This is a genomic window from Microbulbifer sp. TYP-18, assembly GCF_040932045.1.
GTDB lineage: Bacteria > Pseudomonadota > Gammaproteobacteria > Pseudomonadales > Cellvibrionaceae > Microbulbifer.
Map to the genome: position 1 here is coordinate 94,934 of NZ_JBFRBC010000006.1, position 25,319 is coordinate 120,252.

Annotated in this window: 21 protein-coding genes; 7 read left to right on the plus strand and 14 right to left on the minus strand. The window is 56.7% G+C overall.

What is annotated here, in order from left to right:
* The first annotated feature begins 212 nt into the window (after positions 1 to 212).
* Positions 213 to 995 carry a tryptophan 2,3-dioxygenase gene (locus ABVT36_RS07810; RefSeq protein ID WP_368456062.1) on the plus strand — a complete coding sequence of 261 codons (783 nt, stop codon included), beginning with the start codon at positions 213 to 215 and terminating at the stop codon, positions 993 to 995.
* Between the two features lie 347 nt (positions 996 to 1,342).
* Here ABVT36_RS07810 and ABVT36_RS07815 read toward each other — a convergent pair whose 3' ends face one another.
* Both ABVT36_RS07815 and ABVT36_RS07820 read right to left on the minus strand, forming a co-directional pair.
* Positions 1,343 to 1,765 carry an ExbD/TolR family protein gene (locus tag ABVT36_RS07815; protein ID WP_367149154.1) on the minus strand — a complete coding sequence of 141 codons (423 nt, stop codon included), beginning with the start codon at positions 1,763 to 1,765 and terminating at the stop codon, positions 1,343 to 1,345.
* A 183-nt stretch (positions 1,766 to 1,948) separates the two neighbouring features.
* Entirely contained in the window at positions 1,949 to 2,419 is a 471-nt protein-coding gene (locus tag ABVT36_RS07820; protein WP_368456063.1) for a methylglyoxal synthase, read from the minus strand.
* Between the two features lie 132 nt (positions 2,420 to 2,551).
* Here ABVT36_RS07820 and ABVT36_RS07825 point away from each other — a divergent pair, with 132 nt between their 5' ends.
* On the plus strand, positions 2,552 to 2,956 hold the full coding sequence (locus ABVT36_RS07825) for a hypothetical protein (protein ID WP_367149151.1): 405 nt from the start codon (positions 2,552 to 2,554) through the stop codon (positions 2,954 to 2,956).
* 179 nt (positions 2,957 to 3,135) lie between these two features.
* Here the strand turns inward: ABVT36_RS07825 and ABVT36_RS07830 are convergent, their stop codons facing one another.
* A complete protein-coding gene (locus ABVT36_RS07830; protein WP_367149150.1) occupies positions 3,136 to 3,882 on the minus strand; it encodes a hypothetical protein in 747 nt (248 codons plus the stop codon).
* 225 nt (positions 3,883 to 4,107) lie between these two features.
* Between ABVT36_RS07830 and ABVT36_RS07835 the strand changes: the two genes are divergently transcribed.
* Positions 4,108 to 4,830, plus strand: a complete 723-nt coding sequence (locus ABVT36_RS07835) for a hypothetical protein (protein ID WP_368456065.1) — start codon at positions 4,108 to 4,110, stop codon at positions 4,828 to 4,830.
* 60 nt (positions 4,831 to 4,890) lie between these two features.
* Here ABVT36_RS07835 and ABVT36_RS07840 read toward each other — a convergent pair whose 3' ends face one another.
* The 4 genes from ABVT36_RS07840 to ABVT36_RS07855 form a co-directional block, all read right to left on the minus strand.
* Positions 4,891 to 5,853: a phosphoribulokinase gene (locus ABVT36_RS07840; RefSeq protein WP_368456066.1), complete on the minus strand. Its 963-nt coding sequence runs from the start codon at positions 5,851 to 5,853 to the stop codon at positions 4,891 to 4,893.
* 64 nt (positions 5,854 to 5,917) lie between these two features.
* Entirely contained in the window at positions 5,918 to 9,082 is a 3,165-nt protein-coding gene (locus ABVT36_RS07845) for an efflux RND transporter permease subunit (protein ID WP_368456067.1), read from the minus strand.
* Positions 9,079 to 10,263: an efflux RND transporter periplasmic adaptor subunit gene (locus ABVT36_RS07850; RefSeq protein WP_367149146.1), complete on the minus strand. Its 1,185-nt coding sequence runs from the start codon at positions 10,261 to 10,263 to the stop codon at positions 9,079 to 9,081. The genes ABVT36_RS07845 and ABVT36_RS07850 overlap by 4 nt, the downstream gene beginning before the upstream one ends.
* Positions 10,264 to 10,818: 555 nt before the next feature.
* Complete coding sequence (locus tag ABVT36_RS07855) at positions 10,819 to 11,526, minus strand: cyclic nucleotide-binding domain-containing protein (RefSeq protein ID WP_367149145.1); 708 nt, start codon at positions 11,524 to 11,526, stop codon at positions 10,819 to 10,821.
* Positions 11,527 to 11,996: 470 nt separating this feature from the next.
* Here ABVT36_RS07855 and ABVT36_RS07860 point away from each other — a divergent pair, with 470 nt between their 5' ends.
* Positions 11,997 to 13,172: a TonB family protein gene (locus tag ABVT36_RS07860; protein ID WP_368456068.1), complete on the plus strand. Its 1,176-nt coding sequence runs from the start codon at positions 11,997 to 11,999 to the stop codon at positions 13,170 to 13,172.
* A gap of 383 nt (positions 13,173 to 13,555) precedes the next feature.
* Positions 13,556 to 15,625 carry a M13 family metallopeptidase gene (locus ABVT36_RS07865; protein WP_368456069.1) on the plus strand — a complete coding sequence of 690 codons (2,070 nt, stop codon included), beginning with the start codon at positions 13,556 to 13,558 and terminating at the stop codon, positions 15,623 to 15,625.
* 299 nt (positions 15,626 to 15,924) lie between these two features.
* On the opposite strand, the gene ABVT36_RS07870 is transcribed toward ABVT36_RS07865, so the two are convergent.
* The 7 genes from ABVT36_RS07870 to soxR form a co-directional block, all read right to left on the minus strand.
* On the minus strand, positions 15,925 to 17,409 hold the full coding sequence (locus tag ABVT36_RS07870; protein WP_368456071.1) for an ATP-binding protein: 1,485 nt from the start codon (positions 17,407 to 17,409) through the stop codon (positions 15,925 to 15,927).
* Positions 17,390 to 18,103, minus strand: coding sequence for a response regulator transcription factor (locus ABVT36_RS07875; protein WP_367152681.1), 714 nt, complete (start codon positions 18,101 to 18,103; stop codon positions 17,390 to 17,392). Before ABVT36_RS07875 ends, ABVT36_RS07870 begins: the two co-directional genes overlap by 20 nt.
* Before the next feature lie 92 nt (positions 18,104 to 18,195).
* Entirely contained in the window at positions 18,196 to 18,936 is a 741-nt protein-coding gene (locus tag ABVT36_RS07880) for a spondin domain-containing protein (RefSeq protein ID WP_367152682.1), read from the minus strand.
* Positions 18,937 to 18,959: 23 nt separating this feature from the next.
* Positions 18,960 to 19,661, minus strand: a complete 702-nt coding sequence (locus ABVT36_RS07885; RefSeq protein WP_368456072.1) for a spondin domain-containing protein — start codon at positions 19,659 to 19,661, stop codon at positions 18,960 to 18,962.
* Between the two features lie 587 nt (positions 19,662 to 20,248).
* The gene (locus ABVT36_RS07890) at positions 20,249 to 20,956 is read right to left on the minus strand and encodes a zinc metalloprotease (RefSeq protein WP_368456073.1); all 708 of its coding nucleotides are present in this window, start codon (positions 20,954 to 20,956) and stop codon (positions 20,249 to 20,251) included.
* Between the two features lie 802 nt (positions 20,957 to 21,758).
* A complete protein-coding gene (locus ABVT36_RS07895) occupies positions 21,759 to 22,088 on the minus strand; it encodes a hypothetical protein (protein ID WP_367152330.1) in 330 nt (109 codons plus the stop codon).
* 670 nt (positions 22,089 to 22,758) lie between these two features.
* A complete protein-coding gene (soxR, locus tag ABVT36_RS07900; protein WP_368456074.1) occupies positions 22,759 to 23,223 on the minus strand; it encodes a redox-sensitive transcriptional activator SoxR in 465 nt (154 codons plus the stop codon).
* A 261-nt stretch (positions 23,224 to 23,484) separates the two neighbouring features.
* On the opposite strand from soxR, the gene ABVT36_RS07905 reads away from it, so the two are divergent.
* Positions 23,485 to 24,459, plus strand: a complete 975-nt coding sequence (locus tag ABVT36_RS07905; protein ID WP_368456075.1) for an ABC transporter ATP-binding protein — start codon at positions 23,485 to 23,487, stop codon at positions 24,457 to 24,459.
* Positions 24,456 to 25,217, plus strand: a complete 762-nt coding sequence (locus ABVT36_RS07910; RefSeq protein WP_368456076.1) for an ABC transporter permease — start codon at positions 24,456 to 24,458, stop codon at positions 25,215 to 25,217. Before ABVT36_RS07905 ends, ABVT36_RS07910 begins: the two co-directional genes overlap by 4 nt.
* The last annotated feature ends 102 nt before the right edge of the window (positions 25,218 to 25,319 follow it).

Sequence of the window (25,319 nt, forward strand, 5' to 3'; positions counted from 1 at the left end):
TTTATCCCGCCAATTGGCGCTACCGGGACCGGCCCCGGATTGTTTTTCCACTCCCAAGGCCCCCGGCTTATAATGCGGCCATAGTTATATTTTTCCCAAATTCAGTTTTGCCTGGCAGCCGGACCAAGCGTCCTGGCGGTTATTACGGCCAAGATTTCCTTGCCGGAACAAGCCTAAAAGCTGGTCAAAACACAATCAGGTATCACCCTCTTATGACCGTTACGTACAGTTCCTATTTAAAAATCGATGAATTACTCCAGTGCCAACAACCCCTTTCCGACGGACCAGAGCACGACGAACTGCTGTTTATCGTCATCCACCAGAGCTACGAATTGTGGTTCAAGCAGTTGCTGCACGAACTGGACTTTCTCATGCGTCTCTTCAACGATGGAGAAAAGTATCGTGCCCTTCACACCCTTAAGCGTATCGACACTATTTACCGGACCCTGATCCAGCAGGTGGATATCCTTGAAACCCTGACCCCGCTGGAGTTTTTGTCGTTTCGTGATCGCCTTTCCAGCGCCAGTGGTTTCCAGTCATTCCAGTTTCGCGAGCTGGAGTTCCTCTACGGTGCGAAAGATGCCGGCAAGCTGGACAACTATGAAACCGGCTCCGAGCACTACAATCGCCTGTTAAAGCGCCTGCAAAGCCCCACCCTGTGGGACGCGTTTCTGAATTTTCTCGCCCGGGAAGGCCAGCCTATTCCCACCAGCGCCCTGCAGAGGGATCTCACCAAAGCGGCGGAGCCATCCACAGAGGTGCAGCAGGTGCTTATCGACATTTACCGCCGCGACCCGCTGGTGAGCGAGATCTGTGAGGCACTGGTGGACATCGACACCTCGTTGCAGCAATGGCGTTATCGCCATGTGAAAATGGTGGAAAGAACCATTGGCAACAAGATGGGGACGGGCGGTTCCAGCGGCGTCGGGTATCTGCAGGGCACCCTGTTCAACCCCGTGTTCCCGGACCTCTGGGCAATTCGGTCTGAGTTCTGATTGTCCCACTGAGGGCAATGGGAGCTGTTTCAAACAGGTTGTTGGAAAAACCCTCCCTGGCTGATTTCAATCCAGGTTTGCGGCGTCTGTCCGCAAACCCTTCGCGACAAGTCGAGCAGTTACACGCCTGATCTGCGACCCGGACATCCCTGTTCGGGACAACAGAGGGTTGAAAGCTACTTTTCCGGACCTGCTAAAGGGCAGGAGAGTAGAGCCGCCTGGCTTGTGAATAGCGGTAGATACAAAAAAGCGAGCCTCGGATGAGGCTCGCTTACAGATTGCTGGACTAGGTGGCAGCGATGACTCAATACCGGCAGTTCGCCGGGGCCGTCACCCCAGTGACCTAATCAATTCTCAAACGGTACCAGAGAGACCTGAATGCCCGGGCTGACTTCCTGGGCCGCATCCGCGATCTGGACATAGGTATCCGCACTGGACTTGTTGTGCGCGCGCACAATCACTATAGCCTGCGGATTCTCTGCAAACAGCTGGGCGATACGGGCACGCACGGCACGGGTATCGATACGGCTCTGCCCCATATAAATTTCGTCGTTGGCATTTACCGTCAGCAGGATGTTCTGCTTGTCGGGATCCGGCGGTGTCTCCACCTGCTGATCGGGATCCGGCACATTCACGTCCAATGCCTTCTCCCTGACAAAGGAGGCTGTCACAATAAAGAAGATCAGCATGATAAACACAACGTCCAGCATGGGCGTGAGGTCGATATCAGCTTTTTCCTCTTCTACGGCCTTACCGCGTCGTCTACTCATAAAACACCGTACAGTTATCTAATATCTAATGCGAATGGCGCCGGTTTGACCGGTCTGATCAGGTGGGCAAGATTGCCGCGAAATTGCCCGATTTGCAAGTCATACATAACTGCGTGAAAAAAAATTCCTTAAATTCAATGAGTTAGTAGATCAAACTTGTCACGAAGAGCAAATTTTGAGCACTCAGAGGGGGGATTCGCTGCCCCGTGCAGACTGGTAACTTTGATAGTCCGGCACCTGTCGCTCGAATTCCTCATTCATCAATGGCGACGATACCATCATATCCGCACTGGTCGCGTTGCAGGCCACAGGAATATTCCATACCGCCGCTATCCGCAGCAACGCTTTGACATCCGGGTCGTGGGGCATGGGTTCAAAGGGGTCCCAGAAGAACACCAAAAGGTCTATCTCACCCTGACAGATTTTCGCCCCCAGCTGCTGGTCCCCTCCCATAGGTCCGCTAAGGAGTCTTTCCACCGGAAGGCCAGTGGCCTTTTCAACCCAATTGCCCGTGGTACCGGTAGCCAATAACCGGTGCCTCTGCAGGAGCTGGCGGTGGCGCCCGCACCAGTCGACCAGCATCTGCTTGCGGTGGTCGTGAGCCACCAGTGCCACTCTTTTGCTGGCCGGCAGCGGTTGCACAGTAAATTCCATCTCTGACCTCTTAAATCATTGTCATAGTCATATGCCGTCTATTGTCGCTTCTTGCCAAGCAGTCTCACCTCGGCAACCTGCGCCCCTACCCTTTATAATAGCCAGTGACAACAACCGGAAGGGTATCGAGCAATGAGTGTTGGAAGCTGGGAACCAAAACAAACGGTTACAGAGAGTGGCACCGCCGGCGACATCAAGCGCGAACTACTGCTGCAGTTTATCGATTCAGTAGAGGCACAGTCACCGCTGCAGGAAACGCTGGACAGCGATGCCCTGCAGGCATCCCACCTCATTCGACTGTCGGCATCCGCGTGGCAGAAAGAAACCGCGCGCTGGGATAACTCCCAGTTGTGGCGATTGATACAGTTTTTTACCCTCGCCGAACAACAGCTGCCCGGCTGGGATGCCGGCGCGGAATCGGCAGTAATCCCACTGGCAAGGGCGCTGCGTCAGCGTCGCGCACCACTGGAGCGGGAGCAGTTGCAGTGGATTAAACAACACTCCAGCAACCGCTACCTCCCTTACGGACCCCTGTAACGCCCATCCTTTGCTCCTACCTGAGACAACTCGCCGGGATAACAGGCCAAAAGACTTGGACTACTGTCCATTATTCGGCGAGTAATTCGCTCTTTCTGGCACTCAGATACCAACAGCCATCCCCCCAACTGATGGCTAGTTCCCTGTTTCACAATTGGAACCACAGTGCCGAGCAGCGGTCATTCACCCAGACGGAACAACTGGCTGCGCAACATTGACATCTCAGCCGGCTGCCGGTAGTTTGCCGCCGGCTGCCGCCAGAGCACATAGCCGTCTTTATCCAGCAGCCAGGCGCTCGGGCGACACACAGCTGTCGAATCCGCCAGGTAGCGAAACCGCGGCACTATAGTTGCGGCCAGCCTCAGCCAGACCGGCATAGCCTGTGCGGCGACAAAGGCCATATTTTCTTTTGCCCCGGCCGCCAGCTGGATAATTTCCACAGGTAGACCTTCCGCCTGTAGCTTCTGCCAGTGCACTTCACTCTCGGTACTGGCCAGCACTACCATGGCTCCGTTTTTTTCCAGGCTGGACCGTAAAGCGCCTAGTGTCGCGACCTGTCGCAGGCTGTCTGCGCAGAAAGTGCCGCGCAAAAACAACAACAGCACCCCTTCCATCCCCCTTTGTCCCGCTGCTGCGGTGGCATTCCAATCGATACCGCCCACACAACTGAGGCCGGGAAATATGCCATTCACCGGTGGTAGCGAGGGGTGTTTCACGGCACTCATGTGAAACAGATACAGTAACAGGAGAAACAGGTTGTAGATTGTCAGGTAGACGGGCGGCCCATATCCCCGGTCGAAAAGCAGGGCGACTGCCAACCCCAGCAGGACCATCGCGAAGGCCGGGGATTCGCGCTGATCTCCACTAAATCTGAGTGGCCAGCAATACCTCAGCCACATCCACACCGGCAAACTCCAGGCACTCAATAACACTCCCAGCCAGGCAACCTGTCCGGAATAACAATATTGATAAACCGCCCAAAAGCCGCAAATCCACAGCCAAATGAAGCCGATGAATGTAAAAATACCCTTAAATTTATTCATATCACAGTAAAATCGCCTTAAAGGACTTGCATTTCAGTATATAAATACGATGCAATTAGCGCGAAGATTTTTTTCACCCACCACAACAATTGAACACAGGGATATTTTATGGCTGCACGTAAGAAAGCAAAGGCAACGGTTGGAACTGTTGCAACACTAGAGGCGGAGCTGAAAGCGCTCAAGTCCAAGCTGGAAAGCGCGCGCGAAAAGCAGGAAAAAGATGCAACCAAGGCTGCTGACAAGCTGTCCAAAGACGCAACCAAGACCGCCGCCAAAGCAAAAACCGCTCGGACCAAGCTTAAAGCTGTTCGCGCCAAAAAGAAGACTGCTGCCCAGCAGAAACAGCTCAAGGCCGCTATGGCTGCCGTCGCAGCTGCAAAGTCGGCTGCGGACAAAGCCAAATCAGCCGCAGAGGACGCCAAAGCGCAGCTGGCAAGCATCAAGTCTGCCAATAAGATTGCCAGCCAGGTGGCCAAGGCTGTGGCCAAGGAAGAAGCCGCGGTAGCTAAGACTCTGGCCGCGGCCGCCAAGAAGAAAGCAGCCGCCGAGGCGAAAAAGACAGCCGCCAAGGCCAAAAAGCAAGCCGCTGCTGAAAAGAAAAAGGCGGCAGCTAAAGCCAAAAAGAAGCCGGGTCGACCAAAGAAAGCGGCCGCCAGCACCGGGGAGGAGAAAAAATCTCCCGGCCGTCCGAAGAAATCACCCGGCCGTCCAAAGAAATCACCCGGCCGTCCAAAGAAATCACCCGGCCGTCCGAAAAAGGCTACCGCTGTGAAAGCCGCCCCGGCAAAGAAAACCCCAGGGCGTCGCGGCCGGCCGCCAAAAGCCAAATAATCGCCGGTTGAGCGAAGACCATCGCGGCGGGCCTCACCCACCGCACAAAAAACCCGGCCACTAGCGCCGGGTTTTTTGCTTTTCAACCCTATCCCCTGGGGGCCCGGGGTTCAGGCGCACACCGCAAATAGAGTGATCCCGCCCCAACTCCAGGACGCAGTCCGCCCGTTGTGGCATCTCCGCAAGCATATTGAAAGTGATCCGCTCGTAATACTGGATAAACCGCCCAATTTCATCTGCGCGCATTCCCTTGCCGCCACGCGCACGCAGTTTTTGCTCCTGCAGGGAGCGCCAGTCCAGCACAGAGTCCATATCCGGCACTTTCAGCATTACCAGTCTATCCAGGCGTGCGAACAGATCGCGGTAGGGGCCGCGGAGCTGCTTATTAATAAAGTTGCGCCAACTGCCATCGGAATCTTCATGCTGCTCAAGGGTATTAATTGGCGCTTCCCCACCCCTCCAAGGGCGGGCCCCGACACACCAGCCTTCCAGCAGCAAAATATCCACCGGCACGGATTGGACTGGCCAGAGAGACCGCGGCCTTCGATCATCGGCGCCCTTGTCGAACATGGGAAGCGACACTGGACCTGGTCCACCGAGTCCACACAGTCGATCAATGATGTCCATGCCCAGCGGTATGTCGTGTGTGCCGGGCACTCCACGAGTGGCGAGAAGCGGGTGTACATCCGCCGCCAATTGGGCCCGTTGCGCCCGGGTCAGATAAATGTCGTCCAGGGAAAAACCCGCGCTGCGAAGACCGAGATACTCCCAGGCCAGATGTAAAAACTCAGCGAGGGTGGACTTACCTGAACCCTGACCACCGCAGATACCCACCACCAGCGTATGCTGCTGTCGCTTGCAGTCAGAGAGCCAGAGTGCCAAGGGGAGATAGTAGTGCTCCACCAGTGGCCGAAAGAATTCCGGCAACTGGTGCCAATCGACAAAGCGGTCAATGTCAGCGCACAACTCCATATGCAGTGACTCTGCCCGTCTGACTACTTCAGTCGGCCACTCCGCTGGCATACTGGACACTCCTGAGATAATTGTCGTTACCCTGCCGTCAGCACTGGAAAAACCGGACAGCCGCTCACCCTCTCCCCAGTGGTGCCCCTCCAGCGCGTAGCGGCAACCACCGGCTGGCCAGATCCCGCAGGCGTCCCGGCAGCACCAACATGATGGGCGTCACCACCAGAGTCAGCAGGGTGGAAAAGGTCAGGCCGTAAACGATCGCACTGGCGAGTTTTACCCAGAAAGAGGCGATTACCCCATCCACGACCACGTCGCGGTTCACCATATCAATACTGACCCCCAGCGCCAGCGGCAACAGGCCCAGGATGGTGGTGGCGGTAGTGAGAAATACCGGCCGCAGCCGCTGGGCCGCTGCTTTGATGGCCGCCGCTGCCGGTGACAGCCCGGGCTCGCTGTTGCGCACAAAATTAAAGGTGTCGATCAGCACAATATTGTTGTTCACTACGATACCCGCCAGTGCGACGATACCGACTCCGGTCATGATTACACTGAAAGTGGTCTGGGTCACCAGAAGCCCCAACAATACGCCTATGGTGGACATCACCACGGACGACAGTATCAGCAGCGACTGGTAAAAGCTGTTGAACTGGGTCACCAGCAGGATAAACATCAGGAACAGCGACAGCAGGAATGCCACCACTAAAAACTGCATGGATTCGTTCTGCTGCTCATCGGCGCCGCGAAACAATATCGCCACCCTGCTGTCCAGGGGATTCTGCTCCAACCAAGCGCGTAATTCAGCCACCTTATCGTCAGCAAGTACTCCCTCATCGACGTCGGCCTTTACCTGCATTCTGGTGATGCCGTCCACCCGCTCGATCTTGTCCACCTTTGGTTTGGGCAGCGTATGCACAAAACTGCTGATGGGCACTGCGCCGGCCCGCGTATTTACCTTCAACTGGCCGAGCGCGGAGAGCCCGCGGGCATCCGCCGGATAGCGGATGCGGATATCCACTTCGTCATCACTATCGTCCGGACGATACTCCGCCATCAGTACACCGTTGGTGACCAGTTGCACGGCATGACCAATTTCAGTGAGGTCCGCACCGTAGAGTGCGGCCTTGGCGCGATCCACCTCAACCTCCCACTGAATACCGGGCAGCGGTGCTGTATTGACGACATCCCGCAAACCATTGAATTCTCTTTCCATCGCCCGCTGCAGGCGCCAGGTTTCCGCCAGCAGGGTATCGTAATCCCGCGAGCGCAACTCGAGCACTATATCCTTACCCACCGGTGGCCCCCCCTCGAACGCATTGGCACTCACCTTGATACCGGCCTGATTTGCGCTGCGCGCGCGCAGGTCGGCAAAGATTTCGCTACTGCGGCGCTCACGCTCCTGTGCGGGGTACAACTCCACCAGTATATTGGCGATCATGTCCGGTGATTGCTCCCTGTTGCCGGTCAGGCCGCCGGAGCCTATCGCCGTGTAGGCCACACGCACCTCCGGCACCGCCAGTACGGCGCTTTCAACCTGCCCGACCAGCTGTTTTTTCTCCGCCACCGAAAGGTTACCCTGGGCCCGAACCTCAACATTGCCGTACTGTTGCTCCGTGTCGGTAAAGAACTCCACGCCGACGCCCCACTGGCCGTAGGCAAACAGGATACCCCGCAGGATCAGCAGGGTAATCACGAGGCCCCATATCGGCCGGCGAACTACAGCGCCGAGTATCCGCGCATAGGTGCCCGTCAATCCGCGCAGTTTTTCCGGCTGGTTTTCCAATTGTCGAAGGTACCGCTGTCTGGAGACATCGAGGTGGCCCCTGCCAAACAGGGAGCCCAGTACCGGGGCAAAAAACAAGCTGTACAAAAGCGAACCCGCAAGCACCGCAAATACGGTTACCGGCAGATAGCGCATAAATTCACCAACCACACCCGGCCAGAACATGATCGGCAGAAAAGCCGCCAGTGTGGTGCCGGTGGAGGCCACCACCGGCCAGAACATCCTCCGCACGGACAGCCTATAGGCGACACCGGCCGACATGCCCTCCGCCATCTTGCGATCGGCGTACTCGGTGATCACGATAGAGCCATCAATCAGCATGCCCAGCGCCAGCAACATGCCAAACATCACCATGAAATTGAATGAGTAGCCCAAATACCAGGTGACAATGGAGCCAAACAGGAGCGAGAAGGGAATACCAAATCCCACCAACATGCCGGACCTGAACCCCAGCGCGGCCACCACAATAATCATCACCAGCAGCATCGCCGTGAGAATATTGCCCTGCATCTCGCTCACCATGTCGCGGGCAAACTCCGACTGATCGAAGACAAAATTGACTTCTATTCCCCGCGGCAGGTAGGGCAGCTCCTCCTGTACCGCAACCCGCACCGCATCCGCCAGTTCCACCGAGCTGGCCTCATTGCGCTTGTTCACATTGATCGCCAGGCCGGGCCGGCCGTTGACACTGGTAAAACTCTCGGCATCCTTGAAAGTCCGGCGAATATTGGCGACGTCGCCCAGAGTGACCACACCGGCACCGGAACTGCGCAGGGGAATACCGTAAACATCCCGCGCCGACTCGATCAGGCCCGGCACTTTGACCGAAAAACGACCGCCGTCCGTTTGCAGCTCACCGGCGGTGATCAGCAGGTTATTGCCGAGCACCGCGTTGATCAGCTCCCTGCTGGTAATGCCGTAGTGCTCAAGGCGCACAGGGTCTATGGAGACCTCCACCACCTCTTCTCTGTTACCGCGCAAATCGGAATCGAGTACGCTACTGATATTGTCGATTTTGCGTTGCAGGCGCTGTGCCGCCTGCAGCAGCGCCCGCTCACCCACCCGAGCGCCAGCCAGCGTTACCACAATGGCGGGAAACGGTTGCGCCGCCACTTCCTCCACCATGGGCTCATCTGCCTCGCGCGGCAGTTCGGCCCTGGCGCGATCAACTGCGGTGCGGACCTCGTCTATCGCATCGTCGACGTCAATCCCGGAATCGAACTCCAGAACCACATATGCCAGGGACTCGCGCGCTGTGGAGATAACCTCTTCCACACCCTCGATGCTTCTCAGTTCCTGCTCCAGGGGACGGACCAGCAACCGCACACCATCTTCCGGCGAAATTCCCTCATGGCGCACCTGCACCACTACAAATGGAGGGTTGACTTCGGGGTTGGCTTCAATGGTCATCATAGACCGCGCGACAATGCCGACGACGAGCACCAGCAACAATAGTGAAACCGTGCTGCGGGCGCGCCGCACCGCACTTTCCAACAGTTTCATTGCCCCTCTCCACGCTGTGGCGTTTGGCTGTCCGTCGCGGGCACAGCGCCTTGCCGCTCGAGCGGTATGGATACTGACAGATGACTAGCCGCTGGCTCAATTTCTGCTGCCACGACATCGCCCGGGCTGACATATTCCTGCCCCACCGTGATCAGCGCCGCCGGATCCGACAGGCCCGTCACCCAGACCCCGTCTTCGCTGTCACCGGCCAAACCCACCGGGACAAATTGCACCCGGTTGTCGTCGTCGATGGTGCGGACTCCCAGGTTGCCGTCATCATCCAGCGTTAACAGGGAGGAATTAATCCGGTGCGCCGATACTTCTCCCATGGGCAACACCAGCCGCCCGCTGAGCCCCCCGCGCAGAGCACCGGAATGGTTGTCCACGGCTACCTCCACCCGGTAACCCCTGGTCACCGCATCCGCCTGCCGACTGATATAGCGCAACTGCCCCCTGAGTAGCTGTCCCTCCTGCAGTTGGGCACTGGCCGGTCCGCCGGATAACAGAGCGGCCACCTGGGACTCCGCCACTTCTCCCACCACCAGCATTGGGTCCAGGTCCAGCAGCGTTGCACATTCGTCGCCGCGGCGCACAAAGTCCCCGAGTTCGACTGCATGCCGGTTGACCACGCCATCAAAAGGGGCGCGGATCTGCAGGTTGTCAACGTCCAGGCCGGCCCGCTTGTGTTCAGCGCGCGCGTTGGCCAGCGCCACCTCGCGCTGGGCCATATCGGTCTCCGACTGCAGCCCCTTCTTCTGCAGTCTTTCGGCACCGGCGTAATCCAGCTCCGCCTTGCGCAATACCGCCTTAGCCTGGACCAGACGCTCAGGCCGGTCCCTGGCACCAATTTCACAGATAACCTGTCCTTTCACTACCGCTTCGCCCTCCGCCACCGGTAGGCGCACAATCACCCCATCCAGTTCTGCCTTTAAGCGCACACTGCGGTTGGGCTCGGTGCGTCCGTTCACCACCACACGGGTGATAAAGGGTTGCGCATTGATCCGGCGCACCACAACCCGCAGGGGACTGCTGTTTGCCTCCGCCCCGGCGGTCGCTGCGGCAGTCCTATTCTGTGGCTCTGACTTCAATACGCCAGTCACCAGCCAGGCCAGTGCCAGCAAGGCAAACGATATCGCTATGCGGTAGTTGCGTTGCCGCCAGATCGATGTGAAAAAATCCATGTAATAGACACCCATATAAAAAACCAGGGGCCGCTCTGCCCAAAGCTGTACTCGGAAAGATTAAGCCACCACTTGTTATTAACCCGGCAACCCAATAGAGGAAGAGGAGATCCCCCATCCATAGGATTGTCACTCCTGAAAAGCTGCGAATTACGCAGGATCACTTGCGCTTCAGGGGCTGCACCGGCCCCTGCCGGCAGTGACACATCCTTGTACCCCAGTAACCCGGCATCTTATTGAGCTGCCGGGTTATTAATTCGGTGCAAGCCCAGTCCACTCCTCCGATAAACCAGAGGTGCCTTAAACAGTATACGGCCGGGCCCCAGGAAAGGTGCGGGTGGAATCACTCTGATTGCGGAATTCGTCAGCGTCCGCCCGTAAAAGGCAGTCGCAGACACTACTTCTCCTCAGAAGGCACAAACAAATTACACACGGGCCCTACCCCTTCCCTTACGGGAGATGGGATTGGGAGGTGGATCGACATTACCGGCTATGATTAACCCAGCAACCTATTGAGTTACCGGGTTAGTAATACCGTCGATCGGTTGGATCAGATCAGTTCAGGAGGGATTCGAGAAAATCCGCCATATCCGTTTCTTCATCGACGAGCTCCCCGCTGCCGAATTCGACATTCCAGTCGAGCAGTATCCGTGCCAGGGCTCCGGCTTGCCCGGCCAGCGCCACTAATTCGTCGCGAGTATTCTTGGCGCCGGTATAGAGCCGGAGCCTGCGGTGGCTATCCGCCAGCTCATGCTCCGGGTACCTGGAACGGTAGACCTCCAGCTTCCAGCGCAGTGAGTGCACCATATTGCGGTAAAACACCAGTTTGGTGGTCAGGTGCAGTAAGGAGAAGTCGTCCAGATCGCTGAACAGTGCGCAATCCAGCCCCAACACCTGCATCTCCCCATTGTCGGGGGCAGCGACAATGGTTGCACTGCGCGGCTCAGCCAGCAGCATGGAGAGGTCACCAAAGAGTTCACCGGGCCGAATCACCGCCAGTGGCTTGCCGGAGGGTGGATCCTTGCCGTCGCCGCACGGCATATGTACGTGCAGCTCTCCCCGCAGAAGAAAGTAAACCCACTGATCGACGTCGCCGGCCCGGAAAAGTTTTTCGCCTGATTGCAAAGTGACCAACTGGGAGCGTTTTAGCAGTACGTCATACTGCCACTCACTGGCAGCGCGAATGTCGCGAAACAAATGAATGACATTTAAAAGGCGATCAATGGATTCCCGCGGAAAGTCACTGAGTGGTTTAGTGTTCATGGTTCAAGTAATCAATCATTAAGATAAGGTTCCGTTGTCAGCCAACCCCCGGTCAAGGCGAACCCTCGCCTCAGACAGTCCTATAGTGGGCACCGGCAGGTGTCGCCGCCAGGCCGGGGGGTTCCATATGCCTGCGGACCCGGAAAGCGACTCTTGAATACCGGGAGCGCAATCCAAACCAGGCTGTAACTATTTATCGGCGGAGGCAGTGTATCTCCAGGATGGCCACTGTCTTCCCCCCTCAAGCCCATTGTCTCTAAAACGAGACTTTCTGCCCATTCCGGACTTGAACTCCGTTGCAGTTTCAGTAGAGTTAGACTCAGTCCAGATCAATTTCAACTCCGCTTTTTTGTGCAGTTGGAGCAGTTGTCTCCTTCTGCCGGTCTGGCCGGTGCGCTCCGGGGAGGGGGGGTGCCAGTAATCCTATCCGCCGGATCCTTCCCATCCGGTAAAAAGGAATCCTCTAAGCCATGAAAACGATAAAATATGTCATCGCCCTCATGGTGTTCGCGACGGCACTATCCGCTCAAGCCGAACCCCTTTTGAACGGACTTGCCCTGGAGCAACAGTTCAACAAGGATCGTTACATAGTGGCGGTCTACTCGGATGTCCCCGCAAATACCACCAGCCTGCTCCTGGACAACAATACCAACCGCAGGATCGAGGTGCGCATTGTCGCCGACAGCCTGTCCTCCCGCAGTCTGCGCAATCAGTGGGTGGAGAGTATCGCCATAAACAATCCCGGCGATACCCTGAGCAACCAGGCGGAAAATATGGTGGCTTTCGCCAACCTTCTCAAGGGGCGGCTATACCAGGGCGACCAGCTCAGCGTGGACTTTTCCGGCGAGTCGGGGGTAACCACCATTGCTCTCGACGGTGTGGCCCTGCGCAGCATCGACAGCAGAAACTTTTTCAACACTCTGTTGCGCGCCTGGGTAGGCCCTGTTCCCCCATCCACGGATTTTCGCGAAGCACTGTTGGCCGCCGGTGAAGTCTCCGGCTCCCTGCTGGACAGATACGAATTGCTGGCACCGAGCGAAGGTCGTATTGAAGAGGTTCGCACCAGTTACGCCGCACCCCCTGAGTCCGAGCAAACAGCAAGCCAGGAGTCTGTCGCAACAGCGCCCGCAGTCACGACTACTGCTGCACCCGCCAGGCCGGAACTGGCTGCGGAGATTCCTCCGCCCTCGCTCGCGTCACTGCAACCGACGCCGTCCCCCGCTCCAAACACTGCACCGCCACAGCGCAGCGAGCCGCAACCCGCAGCGCCACCGCCCGAAGAAGCCACCCCGGAGAGCGAAATAGAAGCTGTTGAGGAAGAAGAAGAGGCCCCCATTACCGTGGATATACTGCTGGCACGACAGGTCTACCAGGCAGTGCTCGCACGCCACACCTTCAAGCACATCCGCTACCCCAAACGCGCCCAGGAACGCGGGCAGGAAGGCAGTGTACGCCTGAAAGTGATCATCAACTCCAGAGGCTATGTGACCGAAGTACAGACCATGCAGGAATCGCGCTTTGGCAGCCTCAACCGCGCGGCGGTGGCCGCGGTGGAAACTGCGGCCCCCTACCCCGCAGTACCGCCGCAACTGGCGCAGGATACCTATGAATTCACCCTACCGATCACCTTCCGCCTGCCGGATTGACCCCGGTCACTACCCGGCGAAGACCAGTTCGCCGGCCTAGCAGGCTGTTGAAATTCGAAGAATTTCGACGCCTGGTACCGGAATATGGATGTTCCGGCAAACTCGACGACGCTTAAGTCGTTGATTTTGGGAGAAAAGTGAAAATCACATTTTTCGCTTTTCGTGTTTTGAAACAGGCAGGATGCCTTTTTCAACAACCTGCTAGTACAGCATAGGGGGGCTAAGCTGCCGGGGGAGGTCGGCGACACCTCCCCCCTGGACCAGCCTCCAGGGCCCACCCCTACCGCATGACTGTGGCCGCTAATCGCACGGCGGTTGCCCCACCCTGGCCGGCCGGCATAACATCGGCACCCTATTATAACCAGGCCAGAGAAGACACTTTCATGAACAAGTTACTCCTTCCCCTCGCCATCGCCGGCATTCTCGCCGGCTGTTCCAAGTCAGAGGCCCCTGACACCAGTGCCCGAATGGCGGACAACACCGAGAGCACCGCGGTACAGCAGGCAAGCCTCGGGTCCGGTATCGACCTCGCAGCCATGAACACCAGTGTGCGTCCCCAGGACGACTTCTTTGCCTATGTCAACGGCAACTGGATGAACAACACCGAGATCCCCGCAGACAAATCCCGCTGGGGTGGATTCAGTATCCTGCGTGACCAGAGCACCGAAAGGGTCAAGGCATTGATCATGGAAGCGAGTGAAGGCGCCAACAGCGCCGATGACCGGCAGATTGGTGCCCTGTACAACAGCTTTATGGACGAAAAGCAAATTGAAGCAACAGGGTTGGATGCGCTGACCGCAGAGTTGCAGAAAATCGATGCTATTGACAGCCGCAAGGACCTGACCGACTACTTCGCTTATGCCGATACTGTGGGCTACCAGGTTCCACTCGGGGTGTTCATCTACCAGGACATCAAGGATGTGGAAAACTACATAGCCTTTCTGTGGCAGAGTGGCCTTGGCCTGCCGGATCGCGACTACTACTTTGACGAATCCGAGAAAGGCCAAAAGCTGCAACAGGCCTATATGGACTATCTGGTGAAAGTGCAGGATATCGCCGGCCTCAAGGATTCCAGTGCATTTGCCGACAAAATTTACGCACTGGAGAAGAGCCTGGCGAAACACCAGCGCACCCGTGTCGATAACCGCGATCCGGAAAAGTACTTCAACAAGAAAGCCACCGCCGAACTGGCCGACCTGATGCCGGCCGTCGACTGGCAAAGCTACCTGTCCAAGGCGATGCTGGGCAAAGCCGACCATGTTGCCGTGGGCCAGCCGGAATATCTGCAGGCAGCCAGCAAGATTATCAACGACACCGATATGGATACCTGGCGCCGCTACCTAAAGGTCAAGGTTCTGACCGCCATGGCGCCCTATATGAATTCGGAACTGGCTCAAGCCCATTTCGATTTCTACAGCACCGCAGTGCGCGGCATCAAGGAAATGGAGCCGCGCTGGAAGCGCGCGGTACAGTTCGTCAATGGTTCCGTGGGCGAACTGGTGGGCAAACGGTATGTGGAAAAATATTTCCCCCCCGAAGCCAAGGCGCGCATGGTGGAGCTGGTGGATAACCTCAAGGCGGCCTACCGGGATTCCATCGAAGACCTGACCTGGATGAGCGAAGAAACCAAACACCAGGCATTGGACAAGCTGGCCAACTTCACCACCAAGATCGGCTATCCGGACAAGTGGCGTGACTACAGCGGCCTGAAAGTCAGTGCCGATAACCTGGCTGGCAATGTACTGGCGGCGAACCTGTTCGAAGCCAAGTACGAGCGCGGCAAGCTGGGACAGCCCATCAACCGGCACGAATGGGGCATGTCACCACAGACCGTCAATGCCTATTATAATCCGGCGATGAACGAGATTGTCTTCCCGGCCGCCATACTGCAGCCACCATTCTTTAATATGCAGGCGGACGATGCGGTCAACTACGGCGGTATCGGCGGCGTAATCGGTCACGAGATAGGCCACGGCTTCGACGACAAGGGCAGCAAGTTCGACGGCAAAGGCTATCTGAACAACTGGTGGACCGACTCCGACCGGGACAACTTTGAGCACCTGACCGGCAAGCTGGTGGTCCAGTACAATAGCTTCGAGCCCCTCGAGGGAGAGCACATCAACGGTGAACTGACACTGGGTGAAAACATCGGCGACCTGTCCGGCCTCGGTATTGCCTACAAAGCCTACAAGATGTCCCTCGACGGCAAGGAGGCCCCGGTGATCGACGGCTTTACCGGCGACCAGCGCCTGTTTATGGGCTGGGCCCAGGTCTGGCGCAGCAAGATCCGCGACGAGGCATTGAGCGAGCGCCTGAAAACCGACCCACACTCGCCGGCAAAATACCGGGTCAGGGGCGTGCTGCCGAATATCTCGGCCTTCTACACCGCCTTTGACGTCAAGGAGGGGGATGGCATGTACCTGCCGGAAGAGGAGCGCGTGGTTATCTGGTAAGCGGCCTTAAATACTTATACCCAACAGGCCCCGCACTGCGGGGCTTTTTTTTGCCCAATTGTCGGGTTAATAGGCCGCGAGGGTGTGCGGCCGCCGAGGGTAAACTCTTGAAAGCAAGCTATTTTAAGTATTTGCGAAAGCCTTCGGGGGCTACAACCCAATGGATGAGGGATCTCCTTCAGCAGGTTCTTGAAAAAGATATCCTGCTAGTGGGTTGCCGGGTAAATAGTGCTGCGGCCTGGATACCCGGGGCGGCGCCGACACAATTGTGTCCCTGTGTGCAGTAGCTGCTGCCAAGCTCAGCTGCAGCGCAACTGGAACTCAAAGGCGGTGCCGCGATTTTCAGTGCTCTGAACACAGATATCCGCCTGGTGCAGCGCCAGTAGTTTTTTCGTAATGGCCAGCCCCAGGCCGCCCTGTCGGTTGCCGTCGTATACGCTGTTAGCAGCCCTGTAGTGTGCATCGAATATATGCGGCAGGTCCGCGGCGGGAATTCCACTGCCACTGTCCTTTACACTCACCGCAACCCGGCTGCCGCGGGGCTGCAACTGCACGATAATCTCGTCCCCCGGTCCGCAGTGACGCAGCGCATTCTCCACCAGGTTGGAAAAGACCCGCTCCAGTTTTTCGATATCGCCGTACACCACAATAGCGGTGTCCCGCGGCGTCACATCCATTCCCACACAGCGCTCGCGCGCCTTCAGGGTAAACTTTTGCAGCACATCCTGCACCAGTTCCGCCAGCACCACCTTTTCAATATTCATCGGTACATCGGCGCTTTCCAGACACGCCAGTTCGAACAGCTGTTCCACCAGCCGGTTTACTTTTTTGCTGTTGCGGTAGGCTGTTTCCACATAGCGCCGGCTTTCCTCCGGATGCAGTTGCTCGCTCAACAGCCAGGTTTCCAGATAACCCTGCAGTGACGACAGTGGCGTGCGCAGATCGTGGGAGATATGGGTCAACAATTCGCGCCGCATCTCATCCACGGTTTTAATGCGCCGGTACTGCTCCCGCAGCGACACAGACATTTCATTGAAAGTGCTGCCGAGACGGTGAACCACGTCGTTGGCATTGGTATCCCAGGGTGTCGGCGCCAGTTCCTGTTGCAAGCCGACTGCACGAAAGCGCTGCATGTCCCCCGTGAGGCGCCGCAGCGGGCGGGTAAGCAGGCCAAATACCCACAGAGAGGCGATCAGGCTGAGAATCAGACCGCTGAGGAAAACCGCCACCACCCAGCGTTCAATGTGGTTCTGCCACACCCCCTGGGCCACGTCGTCGAATATCTCGCTGCCGATAATCACGTACATGTAACCCTTGAGCTGTCCATTCCGCTCCACCGGGGCAGCGGAAAAAACCTTGAGCCGCCCGCGGTCGCGAGGGTCCTGGCCATAAATGGTGCGCGGATCTTTTGCGGAACTGTCCAGAAAAGCGCGAACAGGCTCCAGGTCAATCTGCTGGCGTTTGATCTGAGTGGGGTCTGCGGAATATGCAAGGATTTCGCCCTGGGGGCCCAGCAGGTAGAACTCGAAGTTTGGCCCTAGCACCATCAGGTTGTGGAACAGGTGATAGAGTCCGTCCCGATCCGGCTGGCCGTCAACGAACAGGGCTTTTTCATCCACCAGGTGGCGGGCCAGCTCGCGGTGCAGATTCTGCGCCACTTCGTCCTGGTAGGCGTTGACCATATAGTGCATCAGCAGCAGGAACAACACACCGACAACCACAAAGCTGCACAGCAGCAGCAATGCGAGGCGCCGATAAAAAGCATCACGCAGAAATTGCATCATTGAACTTGTATCCCACCCCCCAGACCGTCAATACATACTCCGGTTGTGATGGATTTCGCTCCAATTTGCCGCGCAGGCGGTTGATATGGGAATTTACCGTGTGCTCATAGCCACTGTGCTGATAACCCCAAACCGCGTCCAGAATCTGAGTGCGGCTGAATACGTGGCCCGGGTGGCTGGCGAGGTAGTAAAGCAGGTCGAATTCCCGCGCGGTCAGGTCCAGTTGACGTGAATCCAGGGTTGCAAGGCGCTTGTCACAGTCGATACGCAAGCGGCCACAGCGGATTAAACTATCTGCCTCGGCCCGATGCTGCGCCTGGTCATTGAGCAGAGTGCGGCGCAACAGCGCCTTGACCCGCGCCTGTAGCTCCCGCACACCAAACGGCTTCGGCAGGTAGTCATCCGCCCCCAGTTCCAGCCCCAGCACCCGGTCCAGTTCTGAATTGCGTGCGGTCAGCATCAGGATTGGCAGGGAGTGGCCGGCATCCCGCAGGCGGCGACAGATCTCCAGTCCATCCAGGCCCGGAAGCATCACATCGAGCACCAGCAGATGGAATTTTTGGTTGAGGGCACGCATCAAGCCCTTCTCACCGTTGTCACAGGAGGTTACCGAATAGTCCAGGTTCTCCAGGTGCAGATGCAGGAGTCGCAGGATGTCCGGGTCATCCTCAACCACCAGAATACGTTTGCTCATGGCAGCCCACCGGTCGTCAGTCATGTACCTGCCCGGCCCCGGAGGGGGGCGGGCAGGAGCCAGACTCTTCTGTCGTGCCAACGCCGCGATTATTACTCGGTGCGGGTGATCCTCAAGCGCATAGTGGGCTGATCAAAGCGGTGCGACTGGTTCAGCACTGATTCGGCATAACCATCCGCCTGGGTGACCACCCCGGAATGGCGTGCGACAAAGTTCACATCGTCGCGCTCGGCATTAAAGCCTTCGCCACCGTCAGCGGGACCGGGAATGGTACCGGCCAGCTCACTGTTAAACTCAGTCCCGGCATCGTATACCGGAGCCAGTCGTTGCAGAGAATCGCCCACCGCCAGGGATGAAACATCCACCCCGGTAACGCCGGTGAAGGCGTCGTTGGTATTGACCAGCATGGTGACAATGGTCAGCGTCAACGCCTCCTCCTCAGTCAAACTCAGGGACAGGGTTTCGGTGGCACCGGGACCCAAGGGCCCTTCCGCGCTGGCGGAAGCGAAGCTGCCCGCATCTTCCAATTCCATCACGAACCCGCTGTTGTCCCCGCCCTCAGCCAGAAGTTCGAGGCCGTCGCCGGCAGCCTGGCCTAGAGTCCAGCCACGCAGGCTGTCGTCGTGGGCCACTATGGCTAGCGGTGAAAAAGGCTGGTTGTGAGTCAGATTGGTGACCTCCACTTCAAAAGTCACCGTGACGGGTTCAGGCTCGGGTTCCGGAGCGGGTGGCGGGTTGACCGGCCCGGCCGAGCTGTTGTCGTTGTCACAGCCGACTAACAGGGCTGCGACTGCCAGAGGTGCCAGCAAAGCGCTCAATTTCATTCTTTTCATAGTGAATTCTCCCGTTGCCACCGTTATTGGACGGTTACCACAACCCTGGCCACGGGGTTCAGCCAGCGGTGGATACGCGCATCCAGATCGCTGGCACCGCCATTGGGGTCCGTATCCCCGACATTCCCGCGGTGGATATGTATCCGCTGGTTAACTTCGTCTGCGGTCACCCCTGTGCCCCCGTTACCACCATTGGCACCGGGATTGGCTGGGATGCCGGCGACAAAAGGCATGCCGCTGCCCTCAACCACCAATTCGTTGTTGGCCTCAGTACCGGCATCATAGGCATTCAGCAACAGGGTATAGGTGCCCGCCTCGGTGGGAATCTTCCAGCCATCGAGCCCAACGAAACCATCATTGGTGGGCAGCAGCATCGCAGTGATGGACAGGTAGCCATTACTGCCGGTATCGAACGCGTCCACATCCACACTGGCACCGGCCGCCAACAGCCCCGCGGCCGGGTTTTCCACATTGACCGCGCCCATGGCCCCCGCAGCAGTGGCCAGCCCACTGATATTGCCGCCCTCGGCCATCATTTGCAGTTCCGGGGTGGCCATGGCACCGGCTTCAAACAGGTGAAACTCGCTCCCATGGGCGGATATCAGCAAGGGAGTGAAATAAATACCATGAGTAAGATTGGTGACTGTCATTGAAACGGTTTGTGCCTGGGCTCCGGTCGCGACGGCTGCCAGTGCCAGGGCACCGAGAACGGACTTTATTTTCATAGCTATCCCCAAAGTCTTTGCTTTTGCGGTTGAAGGTTAAACAGCGCATTTCAGACTAAGCGGGAAATATCTACTGCCGATCACAAAATTCTCACGTTTTTATCACAGGGGCTAAGATACCTGATAAAAAGCGCCTCCCCCTACTCACGCGGGACTTCCGGCACCGAAAGCCAAAGGGCAATCAGCGAAAACCCCGTGAGTTCGAAGTGGACAGAGAATAAACAATTTGCAGGGGATGGCTGGCAGTGAGGTACGGCGAAACCACCTAGCAGGCTGTTGAAATTCGAAGAATTTCGAAGCCTGGTACCGGAATATGGAGGTTCCGGCAAAATCGGCGACACCTAAGCCGTTGATTTTGGGAGAACAGTGAAAATCACATTTTTCGCTTTTCGTGTTTTGAAACAGGCAGCATGCCTTTTTCAACAACCAGCTTAACTGCCTGTCTCACAACATCAATACCGATAGGAAGTGCCACCGCTTTTGTCACCATTAACCCGGCAACTTATGTAGCTACCGGGTTAATGTACATGAATCCCTGCTAGGCCAACATCAATCGGGGATATTTCGATCCCCGGGAAGACCGGGAATCAGAGCCCGCGGTAAAACGCACTTTGCAGATCAGCGCGGTCAACCTGACCTGGCGTGAAGCGAAACATGCAGGAATCGTCGGTAAAATTCATATAATTGTTGATCGGGTCCAAACCCTCAAACCCGGGCCCCTGGCAGGAATCCTGCCCCACCGGACAACCGAAGGCCGGGCCGAACTCCGCCGGTGTATCGTCGACAAAGTCCCCCGGATTGCTGCAGCCGCCCTCAAAAGTGTGGAACAGACCCACCCAGTGGCCCACTTCATGCACCAGAACATCGCCCTCGTTGTAAGGCGCGGCAATACCACCCGGCAGGGCATCATTCAATATAACCACACCGTCATCGGTGGGATTGGAGGCATAGTCGCTGGGGAAGGTTGCCCAGCCCAGGAAACCTTCAGCGGGGCTGGTCAGATAGATATTGAGATCCGCAGCACCACCAATACGCAGATTCGACTTCATCTCAAACTCGGCGAAGGTACCCGGGGTGGCCGTATACCAGCTGTCGTTTACCGAGTCGGTAATCGTTGCCAGATTAAAAATAAAAGGTGTCCCTGAATAGGCGGTATTCAATACATCCATCTGGTCGAAGATCACCATGGTAGGAACAATACCATTGCCAGAGCTATCGGCGATAACATGGAAATGTACATTGACATTGGCCACATTGCGCTGGGAGGGTAGATAGCTACTCAGCGCATTGTGCATGTCCTTCACATAATTTGTGTGCAATGCCGCTTGATACGCATTAACTTGCTTGGTACCACAACGCAACAATGGTTGCTGATCTCCAGGCAAACCAGCGGCAAAAAGCCCTGGCGTAAATATTGCCAACGAAAGCAATATCAGGCCTGCAATCCAGCTACCTCCTCGAGGTTGTGTGTTGTTTAGTAGTCGCATTGGAAGATCCCTCCATGAGAATTTATACTTGGTTATATCCCTATACTGTTTCGCCCCCATAATTTCCAATTGGACTAATAGCCAATCTCATGCATTGCCAACAGCCTTACTACAACGTATTTTTTGGCAGAGGAACGCGAACAAATATCATCAGAGACGCCTCGACTATATATATCTTCCCCCAGTGAACACAAAGAAAATCAGGCCGAGTTCTGTGATTAAACTCACAAAACCCCAGAGCATAGTGATTTGAACTGCCAACAGATAAAATCCGTGCCCGCGCAGTGTGAGGAAAATTTTTTTGCACCTTACAGGTAAATTAAAAGCCGATAAATGGTCCAGGTCGGCGCCCATCTTGCGGAAAGCACTTCAAAATGCAGCCATAGAATCCATACGGATAGATAGAACAAAGCTCTCTTCAGCTTTCTAACTTAAGCCTTTGAAATTACCCATCGGGACTTAACCCCGCCAAAGCATGGACCCCCAGGCGAGTACCGGAGCGAAGCATTGAAGTGGAATCAATTTCGCGCAAATTGCCCCGTATCTCCGGCCTGGCAACCAGGAGAGATAATGCTGTATTGCCTCTGCAGTGAGAAGCCTGCCCTGGACGCTAAATACCCGCGAATACTCCCGCAAACAGCAGCATGGCAAAGAAGGTAATAATACCCTGCAACAATGCGATAATAATCGCCTTTAGAAAACCCGTACCCAAAACCAGCATATAGGCGATGGCCGCCAGTGGAATGGTCAGCAACAGGCCAACACTGTCGCTCACACCCGGCAGCATACCCCCCACGACTCTCTGTATTATCAACGCCAGCAGCAGCGCAAACAGGCAGTAAAATACTCCGGTATTCTTTGCCCCCATCATGGCGGCTGCCATCTTCAGCGGCAGCACAAGTATCGCCACCATGACAATCACAAAAATAATCAATTCCATTTTTCACCACTCCTTTGTTGATGTACTTTCACACTGCTTTTCCCCGGGCTTTTGTTACTCCGCAGAATCACCATACAACGGTGATGGGCGATGTAACAGCTGGCAACTGAGCTTCACGCCCAAGCTCTCGCAAACAGTACCCAGCCAGATGCCGTTCCCCGCTCAGGTGGCTCCCTACCTTGCCCACAAGCCAACACATCTTACCGCTTTACCTGAACCCCGATGAACAAGGCCTGGAAAACCTGGCGTAAAAATCACTTCAGGCGCCAACTGCGGCAACCATTTAACCCGGCAATCCAATAGATGGTCCCGTATCGACAGGTTGGCCGCTCTTGAAAGCCTGCTCAATCACGCGGACAGACTGCTGAAAAAGCCTTTCCTGACTTTTGTCAGCAGCCCGCCAGAGCACAACGACCAGCTACACGGCCCTGCCAGGGCCCGTTCCAAACGACGCTGGAACCGGAACGCGAGTGGGCAACGGGCATTCAGGCCTTTCTCCAACCCCCTATCAGGTTGTTGAAAAAGGCATCCTGCCTGTTTCAAAACACGAAAAGCGAAAAATGTGATTTTCACTTTTCTCCCAAAATCAACGACTTAGCCGTCGCCGATTTTGCCGGAACATCCATATTCCGGTAGCAGGCGTCGAAATTCTTCGAATTTTAACAGTCTGCTATGGCCCGGGCAGGTAGGCCGGGCCACTGTTCTCCTTCCCGGCGGCATCCCCCGGATTGCGCAGCGGGCACGCCTCCAGCGACAGGCAACCGCAGCCGATACAACCATCCAGCCGGTCACGGAGCCCTTGCAGCTGGCGTATCCGGGCCTCCAGCTGTTGCCGCCACTGCGTTGACAGTTTACTCCAGTCGCAGGCATTCGGTGTACGGCCCGCGGGTAGAGTCTGCAGCGCATCGCCTATCTCGGCCAGGGGGATACCGACACTCTGGGCCACCTTGATCACCGCCACCCGGCGCAACACATCGCGTTTGAAGCGACGCTGATAGCCGGTGGTGCGCCAGCTCCGAATCAGCCCTTTAGTCTCGTAAAAGTGCAGTGTGGAGACAGCTACACCACTGCGCTTTGCCACCTCACCCACTGTCAGGCCCTCCATCTGGACTCGCCCCTGGCTTTTCTGCTGCACCGCTACCCTCGACTATTGACCATAAGTTAACTTGAGGTTTTACACTCCATCGCGGTTATTGGCAAGTGTGGAACAGAGCAATGGTGGAAAGTATCAATAAAAGGCCGGAGGAACAGCCTGTACAGAAAAGCCCGGGGATCCGGGTCAAGTTTTTGTCCCGACTGGTTCAGCTATTACTGGTGCCGGTAGTAAACTGGAGTCGGCGCGCTCGGGGAGCTTGGCCCGGCTCGCGCTGGATACCAAAATAGAAAAGGAGCCATCGTGGAGCCAATCATTACAGTCAGGGGGGTCGGCAAGACCTATAGCGGTGGGTTCACCGCCCTGCGGGACGTCAACCTGGACATTCACAAAGGGGAGATTTTTGCCCTGCTGGGCCCCAATGGTGCCGGCAAAACCACTTTGATCAGCATCATCTGCGGAATCGTCAGCCCCAGCTGTGGCTCTATTGCGGCCGATGGGCACGATATCCTGTCAGATTACCGCGCCGCCCGCGCCAAAATCGGCCTGGTTCCCCAGGAAATCAGTACCGACGCCTTCGAAAGTGTGCTGGCGACGGTAAATTTCAGCCGCGGCCTGTTCGGTAAGGCCCCCAACCCCGTCTATATTGAACAGCTGCTGCGCCAGCTGTCCCTGTGGGAGAAAAAAGACAGCCGGATAGTGGCATTGTCCGGGGGCATGAAGCGCCGCTTGATGATCGCGAAGGCGCTGTCCCATGAACCCTCTATTCTGTTCCTCGACGAACCCACAGCGGGCGTCGACGTGGAACTGCGCAAGGACATGTGGGACATGGTGCATCAACTGCGCCAGTCGGGTGTGACCATCATCCTCACCACGCATTACATCGAAGAGGCAGAGGAAATGGCAGACCGTGTGGGCGTCATCAACCACGGGGAAGTGGTGCTGGTGGAGGAAAAGCACACATTGATGCGCAGGATGGGGGAAAAAGAACTCACCCTGCATTTGCCGGCACCGGTTGAGAGGATTCCGGCCTCCCTCGAAGATCTGCCTCTGTCGCTGGTTGACGGCGGCAACCAGCTGGTCTACCGCTTCGACATCAACAACAGCGATACCGGAATTGCCACACTGCTGCACCGCCTGGACAAGGCCGGAATCGAATTCCGCGATCTGCACACCCGCGAGAGTTCCCTGGAAGAGATCTTTGTCGATCTGGTCCGGGACGCCCGCGTACAGCAGCGGGATACAGTGGCCCCGGCTGCGGAAGGAGATGCACAATGAACTGGTACGGCATCAGCGCAATTTACAAATTTGAAATGGCCCGCACCTGGCGCACACTGATGCAGAGCGTCGCCTCCCCGGTGCTTTCCACCTCCCTCTACTTCATTGTCTTCGGTGCGGCCATTGGTTCGCGCATGGGCGCTATCGAGGGAGTGAGCTACGGCGCCTTTATTATTCCGGGTCTGATTATGCTGTCTCTCCTGAGTGAGAGCATCTCCAACGCGTCTTTTGGGATCTTTTTCCCCAAATTTTCCGGCACCATCTACGAGATTCTCTCCGCCCCGGTGTCGGCGTTCGAGATTGTAGCCGGCTATGTGGGGGCGGCGGCGACCAAATCGATGATTCTGGGCGCCCTGATCCTGGTCACCGCGCGCTTCTTTGTCGACTACCAGATACTCCACCCTTTCTGGATGCTGGGATTTCTGCTGCTGACCTCGGTGACTTTCAGCATGTTTGGATTCATCATCGGCGTCTGGGCCGACGACTTCCAAAAACTGCAGGTGATTCCGCTAATGGTGATCACTCCACTGACCTTCCTCGGGGGTGCCTTCTACTCCATCAACATGCTGCCGGAGCTGTGGCAGAAAATCACCCTGTTCAATCCGGTGGTTTATCTGATCAGCGGTTTTCGCTGGGCGTTTTACGGAGTGTCAGACGTGAATGTGGTGGTGAGCCTGGGCATGACACTGCTGTTTATGCTGTTGTGCATGACCGGTATCTGGTGGATCTTTCGCAGCGGCTACCGGATCAAATCCTGAGTGAGGGAACACGGGCCCCAGAGGCCCGCACCTCACGCCCCCGGCAGTTTATCAGGCTGTTGAAAAAGTATTGCTCAACAGCCCGCTGTTCCGAACAGTAAT